This window comes from Paenibacillus sp. BIHB 4019 (assembly GCF_002741035.1).
Taxonomy (GTDB): domain Bacteria; phylum Bacillota; class Bacilli; order Paenibacillales; family Paenibacillaceae; genus Pristimantibacillus.
This window is the reverse complement of record NZ_CP016808.1, coordinates 5,444,903-5,463,038: the sequence shown is the minus strand read 5'-3', so window position 1 is coordinate 5,463,038 and position 18,136 is coordinate 5,444,903. Positions and strand designations below refer to the sequence as shown.

The window sequence follows — 18,136 nt, the reverse complement described above, 5'->3', positions numbered from 1 at the left end:
AAAGTCTAGCATCTACTTTATAAATTTCAGGACCATTGGTTTTAACAATGAAGATTGAAACAGCCCACCAGATACTTGGTGGGCTGTTTCAATCTTCATTGTGAATTTAGCGGTATTTCATCAATTAAAGATTCATGAGCGTTTTTAACGTTTCCTACATCTCTCGAAACGGGGTATTTCATCATTAACTCTGCTGGGTAAGGCTTTAGGAAGCTTAGAACATCTTCAGTTGCTACTATATCTTGATCAATCCAATCGGCAGCAGCCTCACCTGTTAATATGACCGGCATACGATTATGAACTTTCGATACCAGCTGATTAGGTGTTGTAGTAATAATCGTGCAGCTTTGTACCTCTTCGCCATCTGCATTGCGCCATGTGTCATAGAGGCCAGCAAAAGCGAAGACAGCTTTTGATTCCAACTGAAACCGAAAAGGCTGCTTCCCATCCTCCTCTTGTCTCCACTCATAAAAACCGTCACTAGGTATGAGTAATCTGTTTCGCTTCAACAGGTGTCGGAAAGCCGGTTTCCTCTCGATCCCCTCGGCCCGCGCATTTATGGTCTTATACGCAATCTTTGTATCCTTGCTCCAAAACGGTATGAGACCCCACTTAAATCCTTCCATGATCCGCTGCCCATCTTTATAAAATATTCCTGGCACCGTTTGTGTTGGAGCTACATTGTAGCGCTTCATGTATTCATAATTCGTCTTCCCCACATCAAATACTTCAACCACTTCTTCTAAATTCGACGTAATTGTAAAGCGACCACACATTGCTCATCCCTCCTAACATTAGGATTTCCTTTCATAAGCATTTTAGACTTTTGTACACAAAAAGCTCCGCCAACTCATTAAGCTGGAAGAGCCTCTCTTATATAGATATGTACTAAAAAAATGGATCAATGAATTCGTTTATTTTATCAGCAGGTTATCTCCATCATTACTCCATCCAGTAACTATACCATCGTTAAAAGTAACAGTGGATTTGCCATAATACCATGTATCTAACATTCCGATTTGAGAGGCGCGATTTGGTGCCCCCATTATTTCTTTTACTTCTTCCGTTGTTGATCCAAAAGTAAAACCAGCTTGTTCATTATTAGTTACAGGAGGGATTTCCTCAAGTATCGATTAGTTTTAAATGAATTTTAACAATTAAAATCAGATATTATTCAAACAGAGGACTAATGAATGTTTCAAAAATCAATAAAAATAACGTAAATTATGGTAATCAAAAAATCCATCCAAAAGCACCTCATAGACATGATTATGATTGGACCAAAACGAAACCCCGATCAGATTGGTATAGTATGTATAGTATAATTACTGATATGATGCCTGCTAAGGAGGAATTTCCAATTTATAATTATATTAATTTATCAGAAGATATAGCTGCTGGACATGAAATTATGTTTACTTATAACGATAAAAAATACTCAATTTCTATATCCCAAGGAGGATGGTACTTTACAGTAGTAGAAGATTACGAAAATGCCATAAGATACGAAACACCAGAGGAACTTTTAGATCAAGTTAGGATTGGTATTAAAACGTTAGAAGACATATTTAATTTCGAAAACCTATCTGAATTAACTATATATTAACTCTGGCAAGAAAAATCAAAAAAATTCACCCATTATACGGGTATCTAATCCAAGTACAGTTAACAAATAATCTTTCTACAGTAGATATAACAAATGAGCCTTGCCGACGCTATTTGGCATGGCTTTTTTGTTTCAACTTATAGTTTTCTTCAAAGAGATTATACTTTTCTTCCACATATCGCCAAAATGCGACTTTTGTAGTATATTTATGTCGAAACTACTACAAGGGAGAGACTGGGAATGAAGAGAATATTTATATCTATAATTGCAGCAATGATTGTATTAACAGGTTGTGGGGCTACTAATGAAAAAACAACGACAGCAAAAGAGAGCGCGTCACCTGTCAGTTCTCCAGCCGTTACAAAGGCGCCTGAAGCTACTGCGTCTGCAGAAGCCGTGACAACTGAGGCGGCTTCCCCTGAACCTACTGCTAAGCAGGATGCTGAAATTCCTAGTACACTCGGCATAAATGCTACGGAGTTCCAGACCGCTTTCAATAAAGCATCTAAGGAGTTTGGTGACTACTTTAATATCAGTTCATTGAAAATTGAAGAAGGTCTCGTTCTAGACAGCTTCAAATATGAGTTTTCTAATTCACTTATCATGAATGCGTCTATTAACAAAAAAGACTCTAGTATCAGAGAAATCTTATTAATTGTAAATCCTGACGGCACAACAGAAACGATATCGAATTTCGTACTGGCAATGGGTGTTTTAATAATAGCAACAAACCCCACGCTTGATGTAGAAGATAGGGAATCAGTTTTAGTTGAATTTGGGTTAAATGACCCTGACTCTGATATTAGTAACCTAAAAGTATCCGCGATACGTAACAATATTAAGTATACGTTCCGTACTGATACTGGAGCAGGCATATGGTTAATTGCATCCGATGCAAACGAGGTGCAATAATGAAAGGTTTTATTTCAGCTCTGCTATCACTTACCCTGCTGCTTTCGGGTTGAGCCACTACAACAGTAGACAAGCCAGCAGCAACAGCTTCAAGCGCCGTTGTTGTTGTTGCAGAGAATGCGTCTACCGCGAGCCCTACTCTTTCTCCGTCTCCAACGTCAGATGCCGGTTTCAGCATATTTAGATTACTTTCCCGTCATCTAAATATGCTGAAACCGCTAATCATATCGTTGATGCTATAAGTAAAGGTAAGCCGTCAATTTATACGATTGACCGTTGCGGAGCTGATGTAAACCGTAATGCATCATTAAAAGATGTGGCAGCAAAAAAAAAGGGATATGATCGCGACGAATGGCCGATGGCCATGTGCAAAAAAGGCGGAGATGGAGCTGATATAGTTACTCCCTCCGACAATCGTGGAGCTGATCCTATTTATAGAGGGGAACCCGGTTATAGTGCTAAACTAGACCGTGATGGGGATCGCGTCGCTTGCGAATGATTTTATCTGTTTTTGCAATTTTAAACTTATCCAACATTTTAATCGTTCTTAAAGGAGGCCTTTATGAAGTAATGGATACTGTGAAGCTAAAAGAAGAATTACTTAAGCTTGAAAAAGAGCGAAAAAAAGAAAGAGAAACTTTTGAAGGATAGTTTCATGTAAAAATAAACTAAGTAATCTTGCTTGAGCAAGAGAAATTAGTATCGCTAAACCCGTTGCCGGTCTCTGTCCAGCTCGATACTGTGCCGTCGTCAGGGCGAACACCATTTCAAAGTGTGGGTAATCCTTAAACGAGATCCTGTCACCGCCCCAAGCAAGATTTTATTTGATTTTTGTGGGCATTTTGTGGGAGACCGATTCGACAACTAGAATTATATAAAAAGCCCACAAAAAGAAAAAACCCTCAGCGCTTACAGCGCTAAGGGATTCACCTTCTAGAACAAAGTCAAATATTGATCTCTTTCCCACTGGTGGACTTGCGTTTTGTACATATCCCACTCAATTTCTTTCAGCTCATAGAAGTGAGCCAGAGCGTGCTCGCCGAGCGCGCTGCAGATGACATCGCTGCGGAGCAGCTCGTCCAAAGCTTCTTTAAGATCAACTGGCAAGCTAGGCACGCCGGATTCGATGCGCTCTTCTTCAGTCATAATGTAGATGTTGCGGTCTGTTGGAGCTGGCAGCGCCGTTTTGTTCTTGATTCCATCAAGGCCTGCTTTCAGCATAACAGCAAGTGCCAAATATGGATTAGCAGCAGGGTCTGGGTTACGCACTTCAACGCGCGTGCTCAGTCCTCTTGATGCTGGAATACGAATCATTGGCGAGCGGTTGCTTGCGGACCATGCCACATAGCAAGGTGCTTCATAACCTGGCACAAGACGCTTGTACGAGTTGATTGTTGGGTTCGTGATCGCAGCCATTGCGCGTGCATGCTCCAAAATACCTGCCATATAATAACGAGCGGTTGCACTAAGGCCCAGCTTGTCGCTCTCGTCATAAAATACGTTAGTGCTGCCTTGGAACAACGATTGGTGGCAGTGCATACCCGATCCGTTAACGCCGAACAATGGCTTAGGCATAAATGTAGCGTGCAGGCCATGCTCTCTAGCGATCGTTTTAACAACGAGCTTGAATGTTTGAATTTGGTCAGCCGCTTTAATCGCGTCTGCGTATTTAAAGTCAATTTCATGCTGTCCAGGAGCAACCTCATGGTGAGATGCTTCGATTTCAAAGCCCATCTCCTCCAGCGTCAACACGATTTCGCGGCGACAGTTTTCGCCCAAGTCCATAGGTGCAAGGTCAAAGTAACCGCCTTGGTCATTCAGTTCCATTGTAGGCTCGCCACGCTCATCGGTTTTGAAAAGGAAAAATTCCGGTTCAGGACCGACGTTCATCGCCGTATAACCCATTTCTTCCGCTTCCTTCAGCGCACGTTTCAGAATACCGCGCGGGTCCCCTGCGAACGGTGTGCCGTCAGGCATATAAATATCACAGATTAGACGAGCTACACGATCTTGTGCAACCCACGGGAATACGACCCATGTATCTAAATCTGGGTAAAGGTACATGTCAGATTCTTCAATACGCACATAACCTTCGATGGAAGAACCGTCAAACATCATTTTATTATCAAGCGCTTTATCCAATTGGCTCATTGGAATCTCAACGTTTTTAATCGTTCCTAGCAAATCTGTAAATTGAAGGCGAATGAATCTTACGTTCTGTTCCTCAGCAATTCTCTTGATATCCTCTTTAGTATAGCTCACTAAAAGTCATCTCCCTTGTTTGCTTGATTATAATTGTACGATTGCACCCTAGCGCTTGTGCAAGAAACGCGACAGCTGACCCTGTATAAGCGAGGCCTGACCAGGCCGTTTCTCCAATAGCTGCTGCTTGAGCATGCGGTGAAGCTGGGCATCAGACAGTTCTTTGCGCGTAACCTCCGACTGCTCGCTAACGATAGTCGCATCATCGGATTCTTTGGAAACCGGATTCATAACCTGCTTAATTCCGGCAATATTGACACCCTTCTCAATCAACGATTTAATTTCCAACAGCCGTTCCACATCGTTAAAGGAAAAAAGCCGTTGGTTACCAGCCGTTCTCGCTGGTACGATCAGCTCATGCTGCTCGTAATAGCGGATTTGGCGGGCGGTTAAATCAGTTAGCTTCATTACAATGCCTATTGGAAATAAGGCCATATTTCTACGTATCTCGTCAGCCATATCACATCAACCTTCCAGTCGCTCATTTACATCTATTTTAACGTCCTACCAAGGAAGTGTCAAGTTGTGTGAGGTTTAATTACAATTAATCCATTTTCAACGAGACGCTTCAATGCCGTCAAAATACCGAATTTCGCGTGGGCAAACGTAAGCCCTCCCTGCATGTAAGCGATGTAAGGCTCGCGAATAGGCGCATCTGCAGATAACTCGAGGCTGCCGCCTTGAATAAACGTTCCTGCCGCCATTATGACAGGATGTTCATAACCAGGCATGTCCCAAGGCTCTGGTGTAACATGGGAGTCAACTGCCGCTGCCTGCTGAATGCCCTGGACAAAAGCAATCAGATGCTCTGCGCTGCCAAATTTGACTGCTTGAATTAAATCCGTACGCGGCGTATCCCAGTGAGGCTGCGTATCAAATCCAAGCTGCGTGAATAATGCAGAAGCGAGCACGCTGCCTTTAACCGCTTGTCCCACTAAATGAGGGGCCAGAAACAGCCCTTGGTAAATCGAGCGCAGCGTCCCAAGCATAGCGCCTACTTCGCCACCAATGCCTGGAGCGGTCAAGCGATAAGCTGCCGCTTCAACCGCCGCCGCTGTTCCAGCAATATAACCGCCGGTCGAGGCAAGGCCGCCTCCAGGATTTTTGATCAATGAACCTGCCATTATATCAACGCCAACCTGGGTCGGCTCCAATAGCTCGGTAAATTCACCATAGCAATTGTCCACGAACACCAGCACATCAGGCTTGATCTGCTTGACACGGCTCGTTATTTCACCAATTTGCTGCACAGTAAAAGAAGCACGCCAGCTGTAGCCGCGAGAGCGCTGGATGCCAATTACTTTAGTTTGTGCTGTAATGGCTGCTTCAATTCCTGCCCAGTCAAGGCCGCCGTCATCCAGCAGCGCCACCTCATTGTATTGGATGCCAAAATCCTGCAAGGAGCCTTTTCCATCGCCCGGCTTGCCAATGACTTTATGCAGCGTATCATAAGGCTTGCCTGTAACGTATAAAAGCTCGTCTCCTGGTCTTAATACCCCAAATAAGGCACAGCTAATCGTATGTGTCCCAGATACAAAATGCGGGCGAACGAGCGCCGCCTCCGCACCGAAAATATCTGCATATACCAAATCAAGCACTTCACGCCCACGATCATTATAGCCATAGCCAGTGGAGCCGCTAAAATGATAGTCGCTGACCCGATGCTTCTGAAAAGCCTGAATGACCTTCCACTGATTGCGTTCTGCAATGCGGTCAACCGCCTTCATTCGATCGCCTGCAAGCTCCTCAGCTTCCTCAGCAAGCTCCTCAAGCCGTTTCCATACCAAGTCTTCTTCCTTGCCGCTATGTCCATTTTCAAATCCGCTATTTCCGTTCATTGCTGCTGTAGTCTCTCCCTTTTGTCGATCGGCTCCGAGGCATCCTTATACGATATAAGGATGCAGGCGATGCCCATTCACTTCATAATCCTGCTTGCTTAGTTGAATCGTCAGCCGAAGCAGTTCCCCCTCTTCGCCATCCACTTCTTGCTCAATTACTTCCCCCGTACGATAAGCAAGCGCGATTAAATCGCCTCTGGAAGCTGGCAGCGCAAAAACAATGGTATCCCCCATCAGCTTTTCCTGAATCGTATCGCAAAGCAGCTTCAAGTCGGCTTCCTTGTACGCATTAATAATTAGAGAATCTCCACCAGAACGAAGCGTGTAGGCTTCCTCAGGCGAACAAAGATCGATTTTATTATAAATCGTCAGCGTCGGTTTGCCCGCAGCCCCAAGATCGTTCAGAATGCGGTCTACAACCGCCATTTGCTCATCGCGCATCGGCGAACTGCTGTCTACCACATGCAGCACTAAATCCGCCTCGTTCACTTCCTCAAGCGTCGCGCGGAAAGCGGCAACGAGATCATGGGGCAGATTTTGAATAAAGCCAACCGTGTCGGTTAAAATCACTTCGCGGCCGTTAGGCAGCTCCAGCGTGCGTGAAGTTGGATCTAGTGTGGCGAACAGCTGATTCTGCACATATACGTCGGCATCCGTCAACTGACGCAGCAGCGTCGACTTACCCGCATTCGTATAGCCGACTAGCGCCACTTGAATGATGCCGGATTTTTTTCTGCGCTCGCGGTACAAATGCCGATGGCGAACAACTTCGTCCAACTGGGCTTTAAGATCAGAGATACGCCCCCGAATATGGCGCCGATCTGTCTCCAGCTTGGACTCGCCGGGACCGCGCGTACCGATGCCGCCGCCAAGACGCGACAAGTTTTTGCCGTGTCCTGACAGGCGCGGCAGCAAATAACTGAGCTGTGCCAGCTCAACTTGGATATTCCCTTCGCGCGTTCCCGCACGCTGGGCGAAAATATCTAAAATAAGCTGCGTCCGGTCTACAATTTTCACATCCAGCATCTCTTCGAGATTGCGCACCTGCGCCCCGGAAAGCTCTTGATCGAAAATAGCAGTCGTCGCACCCATTTCATCGGCTACCAGACGAAGCTCCTCCGCCTTGCCTTTGCCGATAAACCATTTTGTATCAGGCTTTTCACGGTTTTGCGTTAATGTTGTAAGCACTTCAACGCCTGCTGTTTCAGCAAGCTTCACCAGTTCCTGAAGTGAATGCTCCGGGTCACTGGAACCGCGTTTAATTTGTTGTGTAACCAAAGTGACCAATATAGCCCGGTCCTGGATGTCAGTCTGTGTATCGTGCGTCTTTTCTCGCATATGTTTACCCTCTCAATCGTTCATTGTGGCTCCATCAAGCTTTCGGCTCCCATTTGAAGTCCTCCGGCCTGATGGTCAACAGCTCTTGCTTTGGCGGTACACCGCTTGCATAATGATTCAGCAGCCGCACCGCCTGATGGCGAATCGCCTTTTCCAAAATATTTCTAACGTATCTTGCATTGCTGAAGGAAAAAATGTCATTTTGTTTCTCCGTCATTAAATGCTGCCTTAACTTAAATATGGACTGCTGCGCCAAATGATAATCACGATCCTTGGACATCAGCTCGGAAATTTGTATCAATTGGTCCACCGAATAGTCAGGAAAGTCAATCTGAATCGGGAACCGCGAAGGCAGACCGGGATTCGTCAGTAAAAAATGCTCGATCTCGGCTGGGTAGCCGGCAAGAATCAGTACAAAATCATTGCGCCGGTCTTCCATGCACTTCACAAGCGTATCAATCGCTTCTTTGCCAAAATCCTTTTCCCCGCCTCTGGCAAGGCTGTAAGCCTCATCGACAAACAACACGCCGCCCATGGCCTTGCGTACTAAATCGCGCGTTTTCTGAGCCGTATGGCCAATGTATTCGCCTACAAGATCAGCACGCTCTACCTCAATCAGATGGCCTTTCGACAGCACGCCCATTTTTTGAAACAGCTTGGCGACGATGCGCGCAATCGTTGTTTTGCCGGTACCGGGGTTGCCTTTGAAAATCATATGATACACATGCGAGCCGCCAAAAAGACCAGCTTCCGACCTCATGCGGCTTATATAGAGAAGGGCATAAATTTCATAAATCAGCGTTTTCACATTTTCCATCCCGACCATTGGCTCAAGTTCTTTCTGAATTTCAGCAAAATGGTCGCTCGCAGGCAAAGGCTTTACCGCTGACAAAGACTCGCTTTCAGTGAGGGGCGCAGAAGCTGCGACTGCATACGTCTCATGGCTTCTGAGAATAACGTTAATTTGCCTTGAAGGCCTGGGTCCGCTATTTGTGCCCGATTTGACATGTCCGCTCATCTGACGCATCACCTATCCTTCGCACTTGTCATTAGGAATGAGCGCATTTGCATAAGCGCCGCATTCAAGCAGAAACCGCTCCCTTGCAGCAGTCTCGCTGCTTGGGCATTGTTCCGCTTTACAAGTGTATTCAGGCATAAACGGTCCTATTAACAGATTTTATAACTATACCTGTCATATGATCAGCCCAGCCAGAGCATCAGGGCGTCAAGCTTCCATTTTGTATAGGCTAAAACCTCGCGTCCTTCAGCGTTCCACGGCTTCAATACCTGTGATGGTGTACCCTCAGCTTCAACTGACGCATAGTTCAAAAATTGCGCAATTTCCAGTGCCCTAGGCGCATGGAATTGATGGGTAATAATCAAAGCGCTCGCAAAACCTTCGCGCTCCATAATGGTTTTGCTGAACAGCAGATTTTCATACGTGCTCGTCGATTTGTCCTCCAGCAGCACCTTGTCCTCTGGAATGCCTTTATTGACCAGATACGTCTTCATTCCCGCCGCTTCTGTCACAACAGCGCCCCCTGCATCAAGACCGCCGCTCATAATGAGCTTGTCCACCTTGCCTTGCTCATACAGCTTATAGGCCAAGTTCAGACGCTCTTTGAGCGCCGGACTTGGCACATTGTCCCAAAGCGCAGCGCCGAGCACGATACCGACATCCGCTTTCTCGCGCTCTTTAGGTGCTTCATAGCTGTTAATAACCCATAATACATAACCACACCAGAACACCCCTGCAACGATACACCAGGCCAACATACGAAACAGGAGCAGCCCCGGACGCTTATTCGTCCGCCGCTTGCGCCGGCTGCTCCCTGTCCTTAGCATTTGCTTCATGACTCGCTTAACTCTCCTGTCTTCTCCACCAAGCTTTTGCGATGCTTCAAGCTAAGCGTAAAATAACGGAAACGCCCATTGCGAATATTAGACAGCAGCCTGCCGGCTGTCTTGCGTGCCATAGCAGCCTCCTTGCCTGTTACATCACCCTGACGCAGCGCATCCTCAAGCTCATCCTCATCGAGCAGAAACACTTCACCGCTTGGCAGTACGACCACATCAAGAAACAGATCATCAAACCAGGGAACCTGTTGATCCGTCAGTCCCTGTGTCTTGCAAATGTCAATGTACCACTGCACAACACGGCCCTTGTCATCAAACATCGTCGTCACGACGAAATGCTCGCCACGAGGAAAATGCTGCATCCACAAATAACCTCGATCTGCCAGACAAAGCCGGCGTCCGTTGTACTCTTTCCAAAGCGGCTCACGCAATTCGTGAATGCGGTAAAAGGTGACCAAGCCTCGGAACTCATCATTGTCCAGCGTGATGCAAGAGTAGCTCTTGCGCAAAATGCGACGCCAGTTCGCACGGTCAGAAAATTTTCGTTTCATACGGAACGTACCTTTCCGTTGAGATAAGCCCTAAAGTAACGGCTTTCGATGGTAAAGGATAGCTTTGTAAAAAGCTTACCATAACCAGCCGCTCATCTCCACCCGACTTGAAAAATAAACCAAGCTTCGCTTTCTTACACTGCAAAATCGCCGCCCCAGTAACGGGACGGCGATGGCAAAGCTATTTTTCCTGAATGATTATATTTTGAATAATAATTTCTTCAAGCGGCTCATTATTGTCTACTGGCGTCTTCGCAATTTCAAGTACCGTGTCCATACCGCTTACAACTTTGCCGAAAATGGAATAGTTCGGGTTCTGATTCAAATTCTCGGAGCCAGAGCCTGTGCAAATGAAAAATTGGCTGCCGCCGGTATTCGGCTTTCCAGCATTCGCCATTGCAACAATACCAGACTCATACTTAATTTCCGTATCCAGCTCGTCGGGAATCGAATAACCAGGCGTCCCAACGCCATTGCCTTGCGGATCGCCACCCTGAATCATAAACGACTCAATAATGCGATGAAACGTCAAACCGTCATAAAAGCCGTGGCGAGCCAGAAAAACAAAATTATTTACCGTAATAGGCGCTTCGTTCGCATACAGCTTCACAGTAAAATTCCCTTTATTCGTTGTAAAAACGGCGGAATACGTTTTATTGAGATCCAGTTCCATCTCCGGCATGCGCTCCCAGCGCATCACCTTCTCGGCATTTCCGGATTCCGCCGCCGTTCCTGTACCGGTCAAGCTTCCCTTCGCTCCACAGCCGGTAAGCAATGTCATTATGAGAAGTGCTATTACAAGAGCACTGCATACCGACCACTGTTTCCTGCTCATTCCTGTAACCAGCTCCTTACGTATTGCCGCTTGCTACCCGGCTTCGTTAGTCGTTCCATCCCCTTGGGCGGGGTCCGGCGTCGCGTTCGCCGGATTATCCCCTCCTCCTACATTGCCGCCATTTTGCCAGCCCTCCTCAACTGGAGGGCTAGCCATGTTATCCGTAGGCTCGGGACTAAATGTCCCTGGGTCGATGGTTTCAATTGGAGGTGTCTCCAGGCCAGGCGTCGGGGTTGGCGTCATACCGCTGTCAGGACTAAAGGATGGCAGCTCAATACCCCCTTCATCAGGATCAATAGAATCCATCGGAACGTCTGGAACATCAATGACCGTCTCGGGAATTTGTACGGTTATCGTCTCAGACTGCTTGCTTGTCAGGTTGTTTTCCGCATCGATTGCTACGACATAATAGTCGTACGACATGCCTGGTGCAACGGACATATCATCAACCGTTGTTCCAGCAGCATCAACAAACAAGCTGAAATCCGTTTGATCCATCGCCTTGCGATAAACCTTATACGAAATGTTGCTGCTTGCTGCCCCTTGCCATGACAAAGCAACTTTCATTTGCTCTGGTACAAACACAGCGTTAAAATTCGTTACTGCTCCGACATCTTTAACCGGCTCTTTCACGCCCTGCGGCTTCTTAAAGCTGGTCTTCGGCATGTCTGCCATCGCCTGCTTCATAACCTTGGAGAACATGGCAGCCGACTGGGCACTGCTCTTCTTGAGCACATGCTGCTCATCTGTTCGATCGTACCCCATCCATACAGCGGCTGTCCACTCTGGTGTATAGCCAACAAACCAAGCGTCACGGTTAGCGCTTGAATTAAAGCCGGGAATACCGTGCTGAGTCGTACCCGTCTTGCCGGCAACTGGGCGATCTATTGCCGCGCCTGTTCCCGTACCTCCGGATTGGACAACGGTCTGCAGCATTTCGGTCATATACCATGCGGTATCCACATTCATAACCTGCTCAGTTGACGGAGCTTTGTACGTATAGACAGCCGTATTGCTGCTCGTTGTAATTTCTCTAATGGTATGGGAATCAACGGTTTGTCCACTATTGGCAAAAGTACTGTAAGCTGTCGCCATCTGCAGCGGTGTAACACCTTCCGTCAATCCGCCAAGCGCAATCGCAAGATTGCGATCCTGGTCGCTCAGTTCAAAACCAAGCTTTGTCGCAAATTTCACGCCGTTGCTAACGCCAATTTCATTCAGCGTCCATACGGCTGGCAAGTTGCGGGAATGCTTAACCGCCTCCTGCATCGTAATCGGGGTTGCGCCTCTTGAATCTTTAGGACAATAGTTGCCGAAGCACGTTTTATCATTTTTCAAAACCGTCCACGGGAAATATTGACCGGTTTCCAGCGCCGGGCCGTAAGAAGTAATCGGCTTGAACGCCGATCCCGGCTGACGCGGCAATTCGACGCGGTTCAAGCCTTTGCGTTCATAATCGCGGCCGCCTGCGATGGCTTGGATGGCCCCGTCCCGATGGTCGATAATGACCATTGCGCCTTGAACCTTCTTATCGTCGACGCTTTCTTCAAAGTTGGAGTCGTCGGCAAATTCTTTCTCAACGACGCTTTGCGCTGTTGGGTTGAGCGTCGTATAGATCCGGTAACCGCCAATACGCAGATCCGTTTCGGTCATATCCGGCATAACTCTCAAAGCTTCTTCCACTGCGTAGTCAACAAAAGCTTTATAAGGCTCGTCCTTGCTTTGCTCTACGGTTGGCGGAGTCACATAATCAACGGCCTTCGCCTCGTCCATTTCGTCCTTCGTAATGTAGCCCTGGTCGTACATCAGCTGAAGCACAACTCCACGGCGCACCTTGGAGCCTTCCGCATCATTAACCGGGTTGTAGCGGCTTGGCGCTTTCGGCATGCCGGCGAGCGTCGCCATTTGCCACAGCTTCAAGTCTTTCAGCTCGGTATTAAAATAATACTTTGCAGCTCCCTTGACGCCGTAAATGCCTTTGCCGAAGTATATCCGGTTTAAATAAAGCGTCAATATTTCTTCCTTCGTATTGTTGTTTTCCAATGCGACAGCAATCGAAGCTTCCGTCGCTTTCCGGAACAATGTCTTATCCGAGGATAAAAACATATTTTTAGCTAGCTGCTGGGTAATCGTACTTCCGCCCTCGACCGCGCTGCGAGCGATAACGTCCTTGACGAGTGCCCGACCAATTGCAAAAAAGTCGATGCCGGCATGCTCGTAAAACCGCTGATCCTCCGTCGCCACTACGGCGTTCATCATTTCTTTCGGAATTTCATCGTATTCGGCAATTTCACGATTTTCTTCCGGCGTGGACAATCGGGAAATTTCATCTCCATTCGCATCATAAACAATGGATGCTTCGCCCATAACCATCATATCGGCTCTTTCCTTCAGCAACCGCTCACCATTCAAAATAATAAGCGAATATCCGATGATCCCGCACACGATAGCTATAACTACAGTGAAAAACAACAGGAAAAACCATGTTTTCCCCGACATTCTTCTTTTCTTCTTAGGCTTTGTTTTCTTCTCAGGTTGTGTTCTTTGCCTGCGATCAGCCATTGTGACTCCCCTCCTGCGCTTCTTCTTAGAAGCTGTCTGTCTTCTTATTTATACCCCCGGAATGAAAAGGACAACCCCTATTAAAGCGGGCTGCCCTTTCCTTCCGCTATCTAGTTAAACGCAGACCGCTATTAGAAAGTTTCACTAATAACGTGCGCCTTACGAGTCAGAGCTGCTGTTGTCCTGCATGAGAGATACATTTCGCTGCGGAGTAAACGTCGAAATGGCATGCTTGTACACCATTTGTTGACGGCCTTCGCTGTCAATAATAATGGTGAAGTTGTCAAACGCTTTAATAACGCCCCGGATTTGGAACCCGTTCATCAGGAAGACTGTAACGGGAATGTTATCTTTACGCAATTGGTTCAAGAACGTATCTTGAATGTTGATGGATTTGTTCATTGGACGTTACCTCCGTCTACAAAAGATTGATTAGAAGTATATTCAAGATGGACTTGAAACTTTCCTGCTATTATACCATGAATCCGATGCAAATTGTTGTGAAAATTTTCCCCCATATCGATCCATTCGATATCTTTCATGTGACGAAACCATGACAATTGGCGCTTGGCAAAGCGTCTCGTGTCTCTTTTCAGCAAAGTTACCGCAGCCTCAAGCGTACATTCTCCCCGTAAAAATGACGCTATTTCCTTATAGCCGAGTCCTTGCATAGCTACAGCATGAGGCGGAACGCCACGCGACAGCAGCGCCTTCACTTCCTCGACCAGCCCCTGTTCCAGCATCTGGTCAATTCTCAGTTCAATCCGGCGGTACAGCTCCGCCCGATCCATCGTCAGCCCGATGATACACAATTCGTAGGGGGATTCTTTTTTCTGACCCTCGAGCTGCTCTGATTGCTTGATTCCTGTTAAATGGAATACTTCAAGCGCGCGGATGACGCGCCTTTGGTCATTCGGGTGCAGGCGTTCCGCGGACTTCGGGTCAATAAGCGCAAGCTTCGCATGCAGCGCCTCAGCACCGTGCGCAAGAGCAAACTGCTCCTGCTCCTGGCGAAAGGCCTCATCTGAGCCGCTCTCTGAAAATTCAAAGCCGTAGCATACGGCTTCCACATATAGTCCCGTGCCGCCAACGATGAAGGGCAGCTTTCCCCTAGCAGCAATCTCTTCAATGCTGCTTCCGCAGCCTGCCTGAAAGTCTGCCACCGAATAGGGGTCATCCGGGTCGCGAATATCAATTAAATGATGTGCGATGCCCTCTCGCTCTTCCAGTGGAAGCTTCGCTGTTCCGATGTCCATGCCGCGATAAACCTGCATCGAATCGCCCGAAATGATTTCCGCCTGCCAAGCTTTGGCCAGCTCCAGGCTTAAATGGGTTTTGCCAACTGCCGTAGGGCCAATTAATACGAGCAAAGGCTGCTTTTTGCCCAGCGCAGTTACCCGCTTATTCTCTTGTTCTGGCAACCTCTATCACTCCATAAGCAATTTTTGAAGAATGTAAATGCCGCCGCTCAAAGCCGAGTCTTGCAAACTCCTCGCTATGGCGATGCTCCTTAAGCACGATGGTTTTGCGCGCCACTCGCAGCGCTTCGGCCACTGCCTCGGCAGACAAGGCGCTGTCATTGACCAATTGGCGCAGCGGCTGAATCGAGCTCGACTCATGAATCGGCTGCCGGAACATCGGGTCAAAATACACGATGTCTACGCTTTGATCCGGCAGTTGCCGCAAGTAGTCCAGATGGTTCATGCTGATCATTCGGATTCTGCGCATCGCCGCATCCACATCAGCAAGCCCCGATTCGTAGACCGTAAGCCCTTCGCGCACTAGGGCGCATAGCACCCGCTCGCTTTCGATGGCAGTTACTTGTCCGGACGTACCGGACGCATAAGCGAATACAAGCGAATCTGAAGCGAGTCCAGCTGTACAATCTACTATCGTATCGCCTTCCTCGCAGCCAGAGAGCGTAATGAGCGGATCTGTTTCTCCCCTTCGAAGCCGCTTGACTCTTACAAAAGCCATGCTGGGGTGAAAAAATAACGGCGTATCCGTCTGTCCTTCATAATACCTGACTTCGCGATCCGTCACAACAAACAGGCGAATCTCGGCCATTTCGGCGCCGATTTGCCGCAGCGTCATTCGGCCCCTCGCCCGATAAGGGACGGACAGCTCACCTGCAATTCTTCTCGCCTTGGCGACCGTCGCCTCAGAGGGACGATCGGCGGTTGTCACGATCATGACATCACCCGCTTAAACATTTTTTCGAGCTGATAGGTGGACATATGCACGACTATCGGGCGTCCATGCGGGCAAGTATACGGTTGATGGCATGCACCAAGCCGGGAAAGCAGCGCTGCTCCCTCTTCCCTTGTCAGTCTGTCATTCGCTTTAATAGATGCCTTGCAGGAGCACATAATGGCCGCCTTCTCGCGCAGCTTGGCAATATTGATTGATTTGCGCTCGGCCAACAGCAAATCAGCCATCTCTTCAATAATATCCTTCTCCTCGCCATCCGGCAGCCACTGCGGATACGCTCGTACAAGAAACGTTTGGGAGCCAAACGGTTCAAGCTCTACGCCCGCTTCGTTAAATAGGGGCAGCAGGCCGCGCAGCTGCTCTGCCTCGCCCGGCGTAAACTCCAGTGTAAGCGGCACTAGCAGCTGCTGGCTAGCAGCCTCGGGCATGCCAAACTTGGCGTAATAATATTCATAATTGATCCGCTCATGCGCTGCATGCTGGTCAATTAAATACAGTCCTTCCTCCGACTGTGCCACAATATACGTGCCATGCAGTTGGCCAATCCAATGCAGCTCGGGAAATCCCGCTTCATTCGCTGCTGAAGGCTGCTCTGGAGCAACTGGCACTTGGCCTCCTTGTCCGAAATTAACATCGGGTAAGGCTGCCGTATGAACAGTAGCAGCAACTTCACTGCTTAAATCGGCAGTTGCTGCCCCTGCGCTTTCCAATCCGTTGCCGGGCTCGCTTCCGTTAGCCGCAGTCTGCGAGCTAGCTGCGTCTTGGCGTATCCATGCAGGCTCGGCTGGAAGCGGAGCGTCTTCGCTTTGCGACGGGGAACTATTCGCCGCTGCTCGTCCAAGGGACTGCACAGCCTCAGAGGCAAAGTTCCCCCATGCTGCGCTTGCTTCACGCGCCAAGCTATTTCCAGTTTGGGCAGGCTTGTACAAACGTTCAGCCGCATCCTTCGGCACAAATTCTCTGGAAGCACCTTGGCCAAATGGGGAATAAGGGGCTTGTGCTATCGACCGCTCCCCTATGTTGTCCTTCTCTGGTACAGGCGGTGTTTTGGGCTCTGGACGATGAAAGGACATGGCGCCCTGAACAAATACAGGACCTGACCTTTTCTGATTATGAATAGAATCCGGGCCAGGAATGTGACGTTCTTTGCCAAGTGCAGCCTGAATAGCCGTCTCAACAAGCGTCCGCAGCTCTGCCTCCTTGCTGAAGCGAACCTCCATTTTGGAAGGGTGTACGTTTACATCAAGCAAGCTCGGATGCATTCCAATTTCAATAATCGCAAGTGGAAAACGATTGATCGGCAGCAGCGTATGGTAAGCCTGAAGCATCGCCTGATTAACGGCATGGCTGCGAATATACCGCCCATTTACAATGACGGTTATGCCATTGCGATTCGACCGTGTCAGCTCAGGCTTGGAAATATAGCCTAACAGCTCATAATCCGGGCTTTCGCCTTGTATCGCCATCATTGCTTTGGCCGTATTCGAGCCATAAATAGCAGCAATAACCTGCAGACGGTCGCCTGTACCGAGCGTTCGCAGCAGCGTATTGCCATTATGCTTTAATGTAAAAGCAATGCCGGGATGCGCAAGCGCAATGCGGTAAATATAATCTGAAATATGTCCAAGCTCGGTTTGCACCGCCTTCATATATTTCAACCGGGCCGGCGTATTGTAAAACAAGTCGCGCACCGTCATATCCGTTCCTTGCGGCATAGCAGCCGGAATACTGGCCGTAATCGTCCCGCCTTCAATGCTCAGCTTATGTCCTAGGCCAGTCTGTCCGGTAGAGGACAAGCATTCCAGCCGCGATACGGCCGCGATACTTGGCAGCGCCTCGCCGCGGAAGCCTAGGCTTGCGATGCGGAACAAGTCGCTGCTCGTTGCTATTTTGCTCGTAGCGTGGCGCTGGAATGCCGTTTCGATTTCTTCGGCAGGAATGCCTGAGCCATTGTCTGTCACACGGATTAGATTCAAGCCGCCCTCTTCCACGGTGATGTCGATCGTGGAGCTGCCGGCATCGACTGCATTTTCGACTAGCTCCTTAATGACAGAAGCAGGTCTTTCTACCACTTCGCCTGCGGCAATCTGGTTCGCGAGCTGCTCGTCCAGTACGAGAATTTTACCCATATGTGTTTTCCTCCTTCCCACACGGACATGCCGCT

General features: G+C 48.2%; 17 protein-coding genes and 1 pseudogene. 4 read left to right on the top strand and 14 right to left on the bottom strand.

All coding sequences use genetic code 11. The features are described from left to right. Nucleotides 1–95: 95 nt before the first annotated feature. Entirely contained in the window at nucleotides 96–776 is a 681-nt protein-coding gene (locus tag BBD42_RS23825; RefSeq protein ID WP_099520169.1) for an SOS response-associated peptidase, read from the bottom strand. A 413-nt stretch (nucleotides 777–1,189) separates the two neighbouring features. Here BBD42_RS23825 and BBD42_RS23820 point away from each other — a divergent pair, with 413 nt between their 5' ends. The 4 genes and pseudogenes from BBD42_RS23820 (at nucleotide 1,190) to BBD42_RS31875 (ending at nucleotide 3,169) form a co-directional block, all read left to right on the top strand. Then, the gene (locus BBD42_RS23820) at nucleotides 1,190–1,606 is read left to right on the top strand and encodes a hypothetical protein (protein WP_099520168.1); all 417 of its coding nucleotides are present in this window, start codon (nucleotides 1,190–1,192) and stop codon (nucleotides 1,604–1,606) included. A 240-nt stretch (nucleotides 1,607–1,846) separates the two neighbouring features. Beyond that, a complete protein-coding gene (locus BBD42_RS23815; protein WP_099520167.1) occupies nucleotides 1,847–2,518 on the top strand; it encodes a hypothetical protein in 672 nt (223 codons plus the stop codon). Nucleotides 2,519–2,708: 190 nt separating this feature from the next. After that, nucleotides 2,709–3,017, top strand: a pseudogene (locus BBD42_RS32365) (excalibur calcium-binding domain-containing protein); the annotation flags it as partial. Continuing rightward, nucleotides 3,008–3,169 (top strand): hypothetical protein, encoded by a 162-nt coding sequence (locus BBD42_RS31875; protein WP_172455604.1) that lies wholly within the window; start codon nucleotides 3,008–3,010, stop codon nucleotides 3,167–3,169. The pseudogene BBD42_RS32365 and the gene BBD42_RS31875, both read left to right, overlap by 10 nt. Before the next feature lie 282 nt (nucleotides 3,170–3,451). Here BBD42_RS31875 and glnA read toward each other — a convergent pair whose 3' ends face one another. The 13 genes from glnA to mutL all read right to left on the bottom strand — a co-directional run bounded on the left by glnA (nucleotide 3,452) and on the right by mutL (nucleotide 18,101). Further along, the gene (glnA, locus tag BBD42_RS23800; RefSeq protein ID WP_056028047.1) at nucleotides 3,452–4,780 is read right to left on the bottom strand and encodes a type I glutamate--ammonia ligase; all 1,329 of its coding nucleotides are present in this window, start codon (nucleotides 4,778–4,780) and stop codon (nucleotides 3,452–3,454) included. Nucleotides 4,781–4,828: 48 nt separating this feature from the next. After that, nucleotides 4,829–5,239 carry a MerR family transcriptional regulator gene (locus BBD42_RS23795; RefSeq protein ID WP_046232536.1) on the bottom strand — a complete coding sequence of 137 codons (411 nt, stop codon included), beginning with the start codon at nucleotides 5,237–5,239 and terminating at the stop codon, nucleotides 4,829–4,831. Nucleotides 5,240–5,298: 59 nt separating this feature from the next. Continuing rightward, nucleotides 5,299–6,618, bottom strand: coding sequence for a methionine gamma-lyase family protein (locus BBD42_RS23790; protein ID WP_099520166.1), 1,320 nt, complete (start codon nucleotides 6,616–6,618; stop codon nucleotides 5,299–5,301). 45 nt (nucleotides 6,619–6,663) lie between these two features. Next, on the bottom strand, nucleotides 6,664–7,956 hold the full coding sequence (gene hflX, locus BBD42_RS23785) for a GTPase HflX (protein WP_099520165.1): 1,293 nt from the start codon (nucleotides 7,954–7,956) through the stop codon (nucleotides 6,664–6,666). 34 nt (nucleotides 7,957–7,990) lie between these two features. Further along, nucleotides 7,991–8,974, bottom strand: coding sequence for an AAA family ATPase (locus tag BBD42_RS23780; protein WP_099520164.1), 984 nt, complete (start codon nucleotides 8,972–8,974; stop codon nucleotides 7,991–7,993). Nucleotides 8,975–9,156: 182 nt separating this feature from the next. Beyond that, nucleotides 9,157–9,810 carry a YdcF family protein gene (locus tag BBD42_RS23775; RefSeq protein WP_099520163.1) on the bottom strand — a complete coding sequence of 218 codons (654 nt, stop codon included), beginning with the start codon at nucleotides 9,808–9,810 and terminating at the stop codon, nucleotides 9,157–9,159. Then, nucleotides 9,807–10,364 (bottom strand): ribonuclease FAU-1 family protein, encoded by a 558-nt coding sequence (locus BBD42_RS23770; RefSeq protein ID WP_099520162.1) that lies wholly within the window; start codon nucleotides 10,362–10,364, stop codon nucleotides 9,807–9,809. Before BBD42_RS23770 ends, BBD42_RS23775 begins: the two co-directional genes overlap by 4 nt. A 181-nt stretch (nucleotides 10,365–10,545) precedes the next feature. Then, on the bottom strand, nucleotides 10,546–11,199 hold the full coding sequence (locus BBD42_RS23765) for a peptidylprolyl isomerase (protein ID WP_099520161.1): 654 nt from the start codon (nucleotides 11,197–11,199) through the stop codon (nucleotides 10,546–10,548). Nucleotides 11,200–11,232: 33 nt separating this feature from the next. After that, the gene (locus BBD42_RS23760) at nucleotides 11,233–13,761 is read right to left on the bottom strand and encodes a transglycosylase domain-containing protein (protein ID WP_099520160.1); all 2,529 of its coding nucleotides are present in this window, start codon (nucleotides 13,759–13,761) and stop codon (nucleotides 11,233–11,235) included. Between the two features lie 159 nt (nucleotides 13,762–13,920). Next, a complete protein-coding gene (hfq, locus tag BBD42_RS23755) occupies nucleotides 13,921–14,163 on the bottom strand; it encodes an RNA chaperone Hfq (RefSeq protein ID WP_056028072.1) in 243 nt (80 codons plus the stop codon). Next, nucleotides 14,160–15,182, bottom strand: coding sequence for a tRNA (adenosine(37)-N6)-dimethylallyltransferase MiaA (miaA, locus tag BBD42_RS23750; protein WP_237163208.1), 1,023 nt, complete (start codon nucleotides 15,180–15,182; stop codon nucleotides 14,160–14,162). The genes hfq and miaA overlap by 4 nt, the downstream gene beginning before the upstream one ends. Further along, nucleotides 15,163–15,954 carry a class I SAM-dependent methyltransferase gene (locus BBD42_RS23745; protein WP_099520159.1) on the bottom strand — a complete coding sequence of 264 codons (792 nt, stop codon included), beginning with the start codon at nucleotides 15,952–15,954 and terminating at the stop codon, nucleotides 15,163–15,165. The genes miaA and BBD42_RS23745 overlap by 20 nt, the downstream gene beginning before the upstream one ends. Beyond that, on the bottom strand, nucleotides 15,951–18,101 hold the full coding sequence (gene mutL, locus BBD42_RS23740; protein ID WP_099520158.1) for a DNA mismatch repair endonuclease MutL: 2,151 nt from the start codon (nucleotides 18,099–18,101) through the stop codon (nucleotides 15,951–15,953). The genes BBD42_RS23745 and mutL overlap by 4 nt, the downstream gene beginning before the upstream one ends. Between the last annotated feature and the right edge of the window lie 35 nt (nucleotides 18,102–18,136).

Bases quoted from the DNA above. Each gene is read 5' to 3' on its own strand.
- BBD42_RS23825 (WP_099520169.1), bottom strand. From the start codon at position 776: ATGTGTGGTCGCTTTACAATTACGTCGAATTTAGAAGAAGTGGTTGAA.
- BBD42_RS23820 (WP_099520168.1), top strand. From the start codon at position 1,190: ATGAATGTTTCAAAAATCAATAAAAATAACGTAAATTATGGTAATCAA.
- BBD42_RS23815 (WP_099520167.1), top strand. From the start codon at position 1,847: ATGAAGAGAATATTTATATCTATAATTGCAGCAATGATTGTATTAACA.
- BBD42_RS23795 (WP_046232536.1), bottom strand. From the start codon at position 5,239: ATGGCTGACGAGATACGTAGAAATATGGCCTTATTTCCAATAGGCATT.
- BBD42_RS23790 (WP_099520166.1), bottom strand. From the start codon at position 6,618: ATGAACGGAAATAGCGGATTTGAAAATGGACATAGCGGCAAGGAAGAA.
- hflX (WP_099520165.1), bottom strand. From the start codon at position 7,956: ATGCGAGAAAAGACGCACGATACACAGACTGACATCCAGGACCGGGCT.
- BBD42_RS23780 (WP_099520164.1), bottom strand. From the start codon at position 8,974: ATGAGCGGACATGTCAAATCGGGCACAAATAGCGGACCCAGGCCTTCA.
- BBD42_RS23775 (WP_099520163.1), bottom strand. From the start codon at position 9,810: ATGAAGCAAATGCTAAGGACAGGGAGCAGCCGGCGCAAGCGGCGGACG.
- BBD42_RS23770 (WP_099520162.1), bottom strand. From the start codon at position 10,364: ATGAAACGAAAATTTTCTGACCGTGCGAACTGGCGTCGCATTTTGCGC.
- BBD42_RS23765 (WP_099520161.1), bottom strand. From the start codon at position 11,199: ATGAGCAGGAAACAGTGGTCGGTATGCAGTGCTCTTGTAATAGCACTT.
- BBD42_RS23760 (WP_099520160.1), bottom strand. From the start codon at position 13,761: ATGGCTGATCGCAGGCAAAGAACACAACCTGAGAAGAAAACAAAGCCT.
- hfq (WP_056028072.1), bottom strand. From the start codon at position 14,163: ATGAACAAATCCATCAACATTCAAGATACGTTCTTGAACCAATTGCGT.
- BBD42_RS23745 (WP_099520159.1), bottom strand. From the start codon at position 15,954: ATGATCGTGACAACCGCCGATCGTCCCTCTGAGGCGACGGTCGCCAAG.
- mutL (WP_099520158.1), bottom strand. From the start codon at position 18,101: ATGGGTAAAATTCTCGTACTGGACGAGCAGCTCGCGAACCAGATTGCC.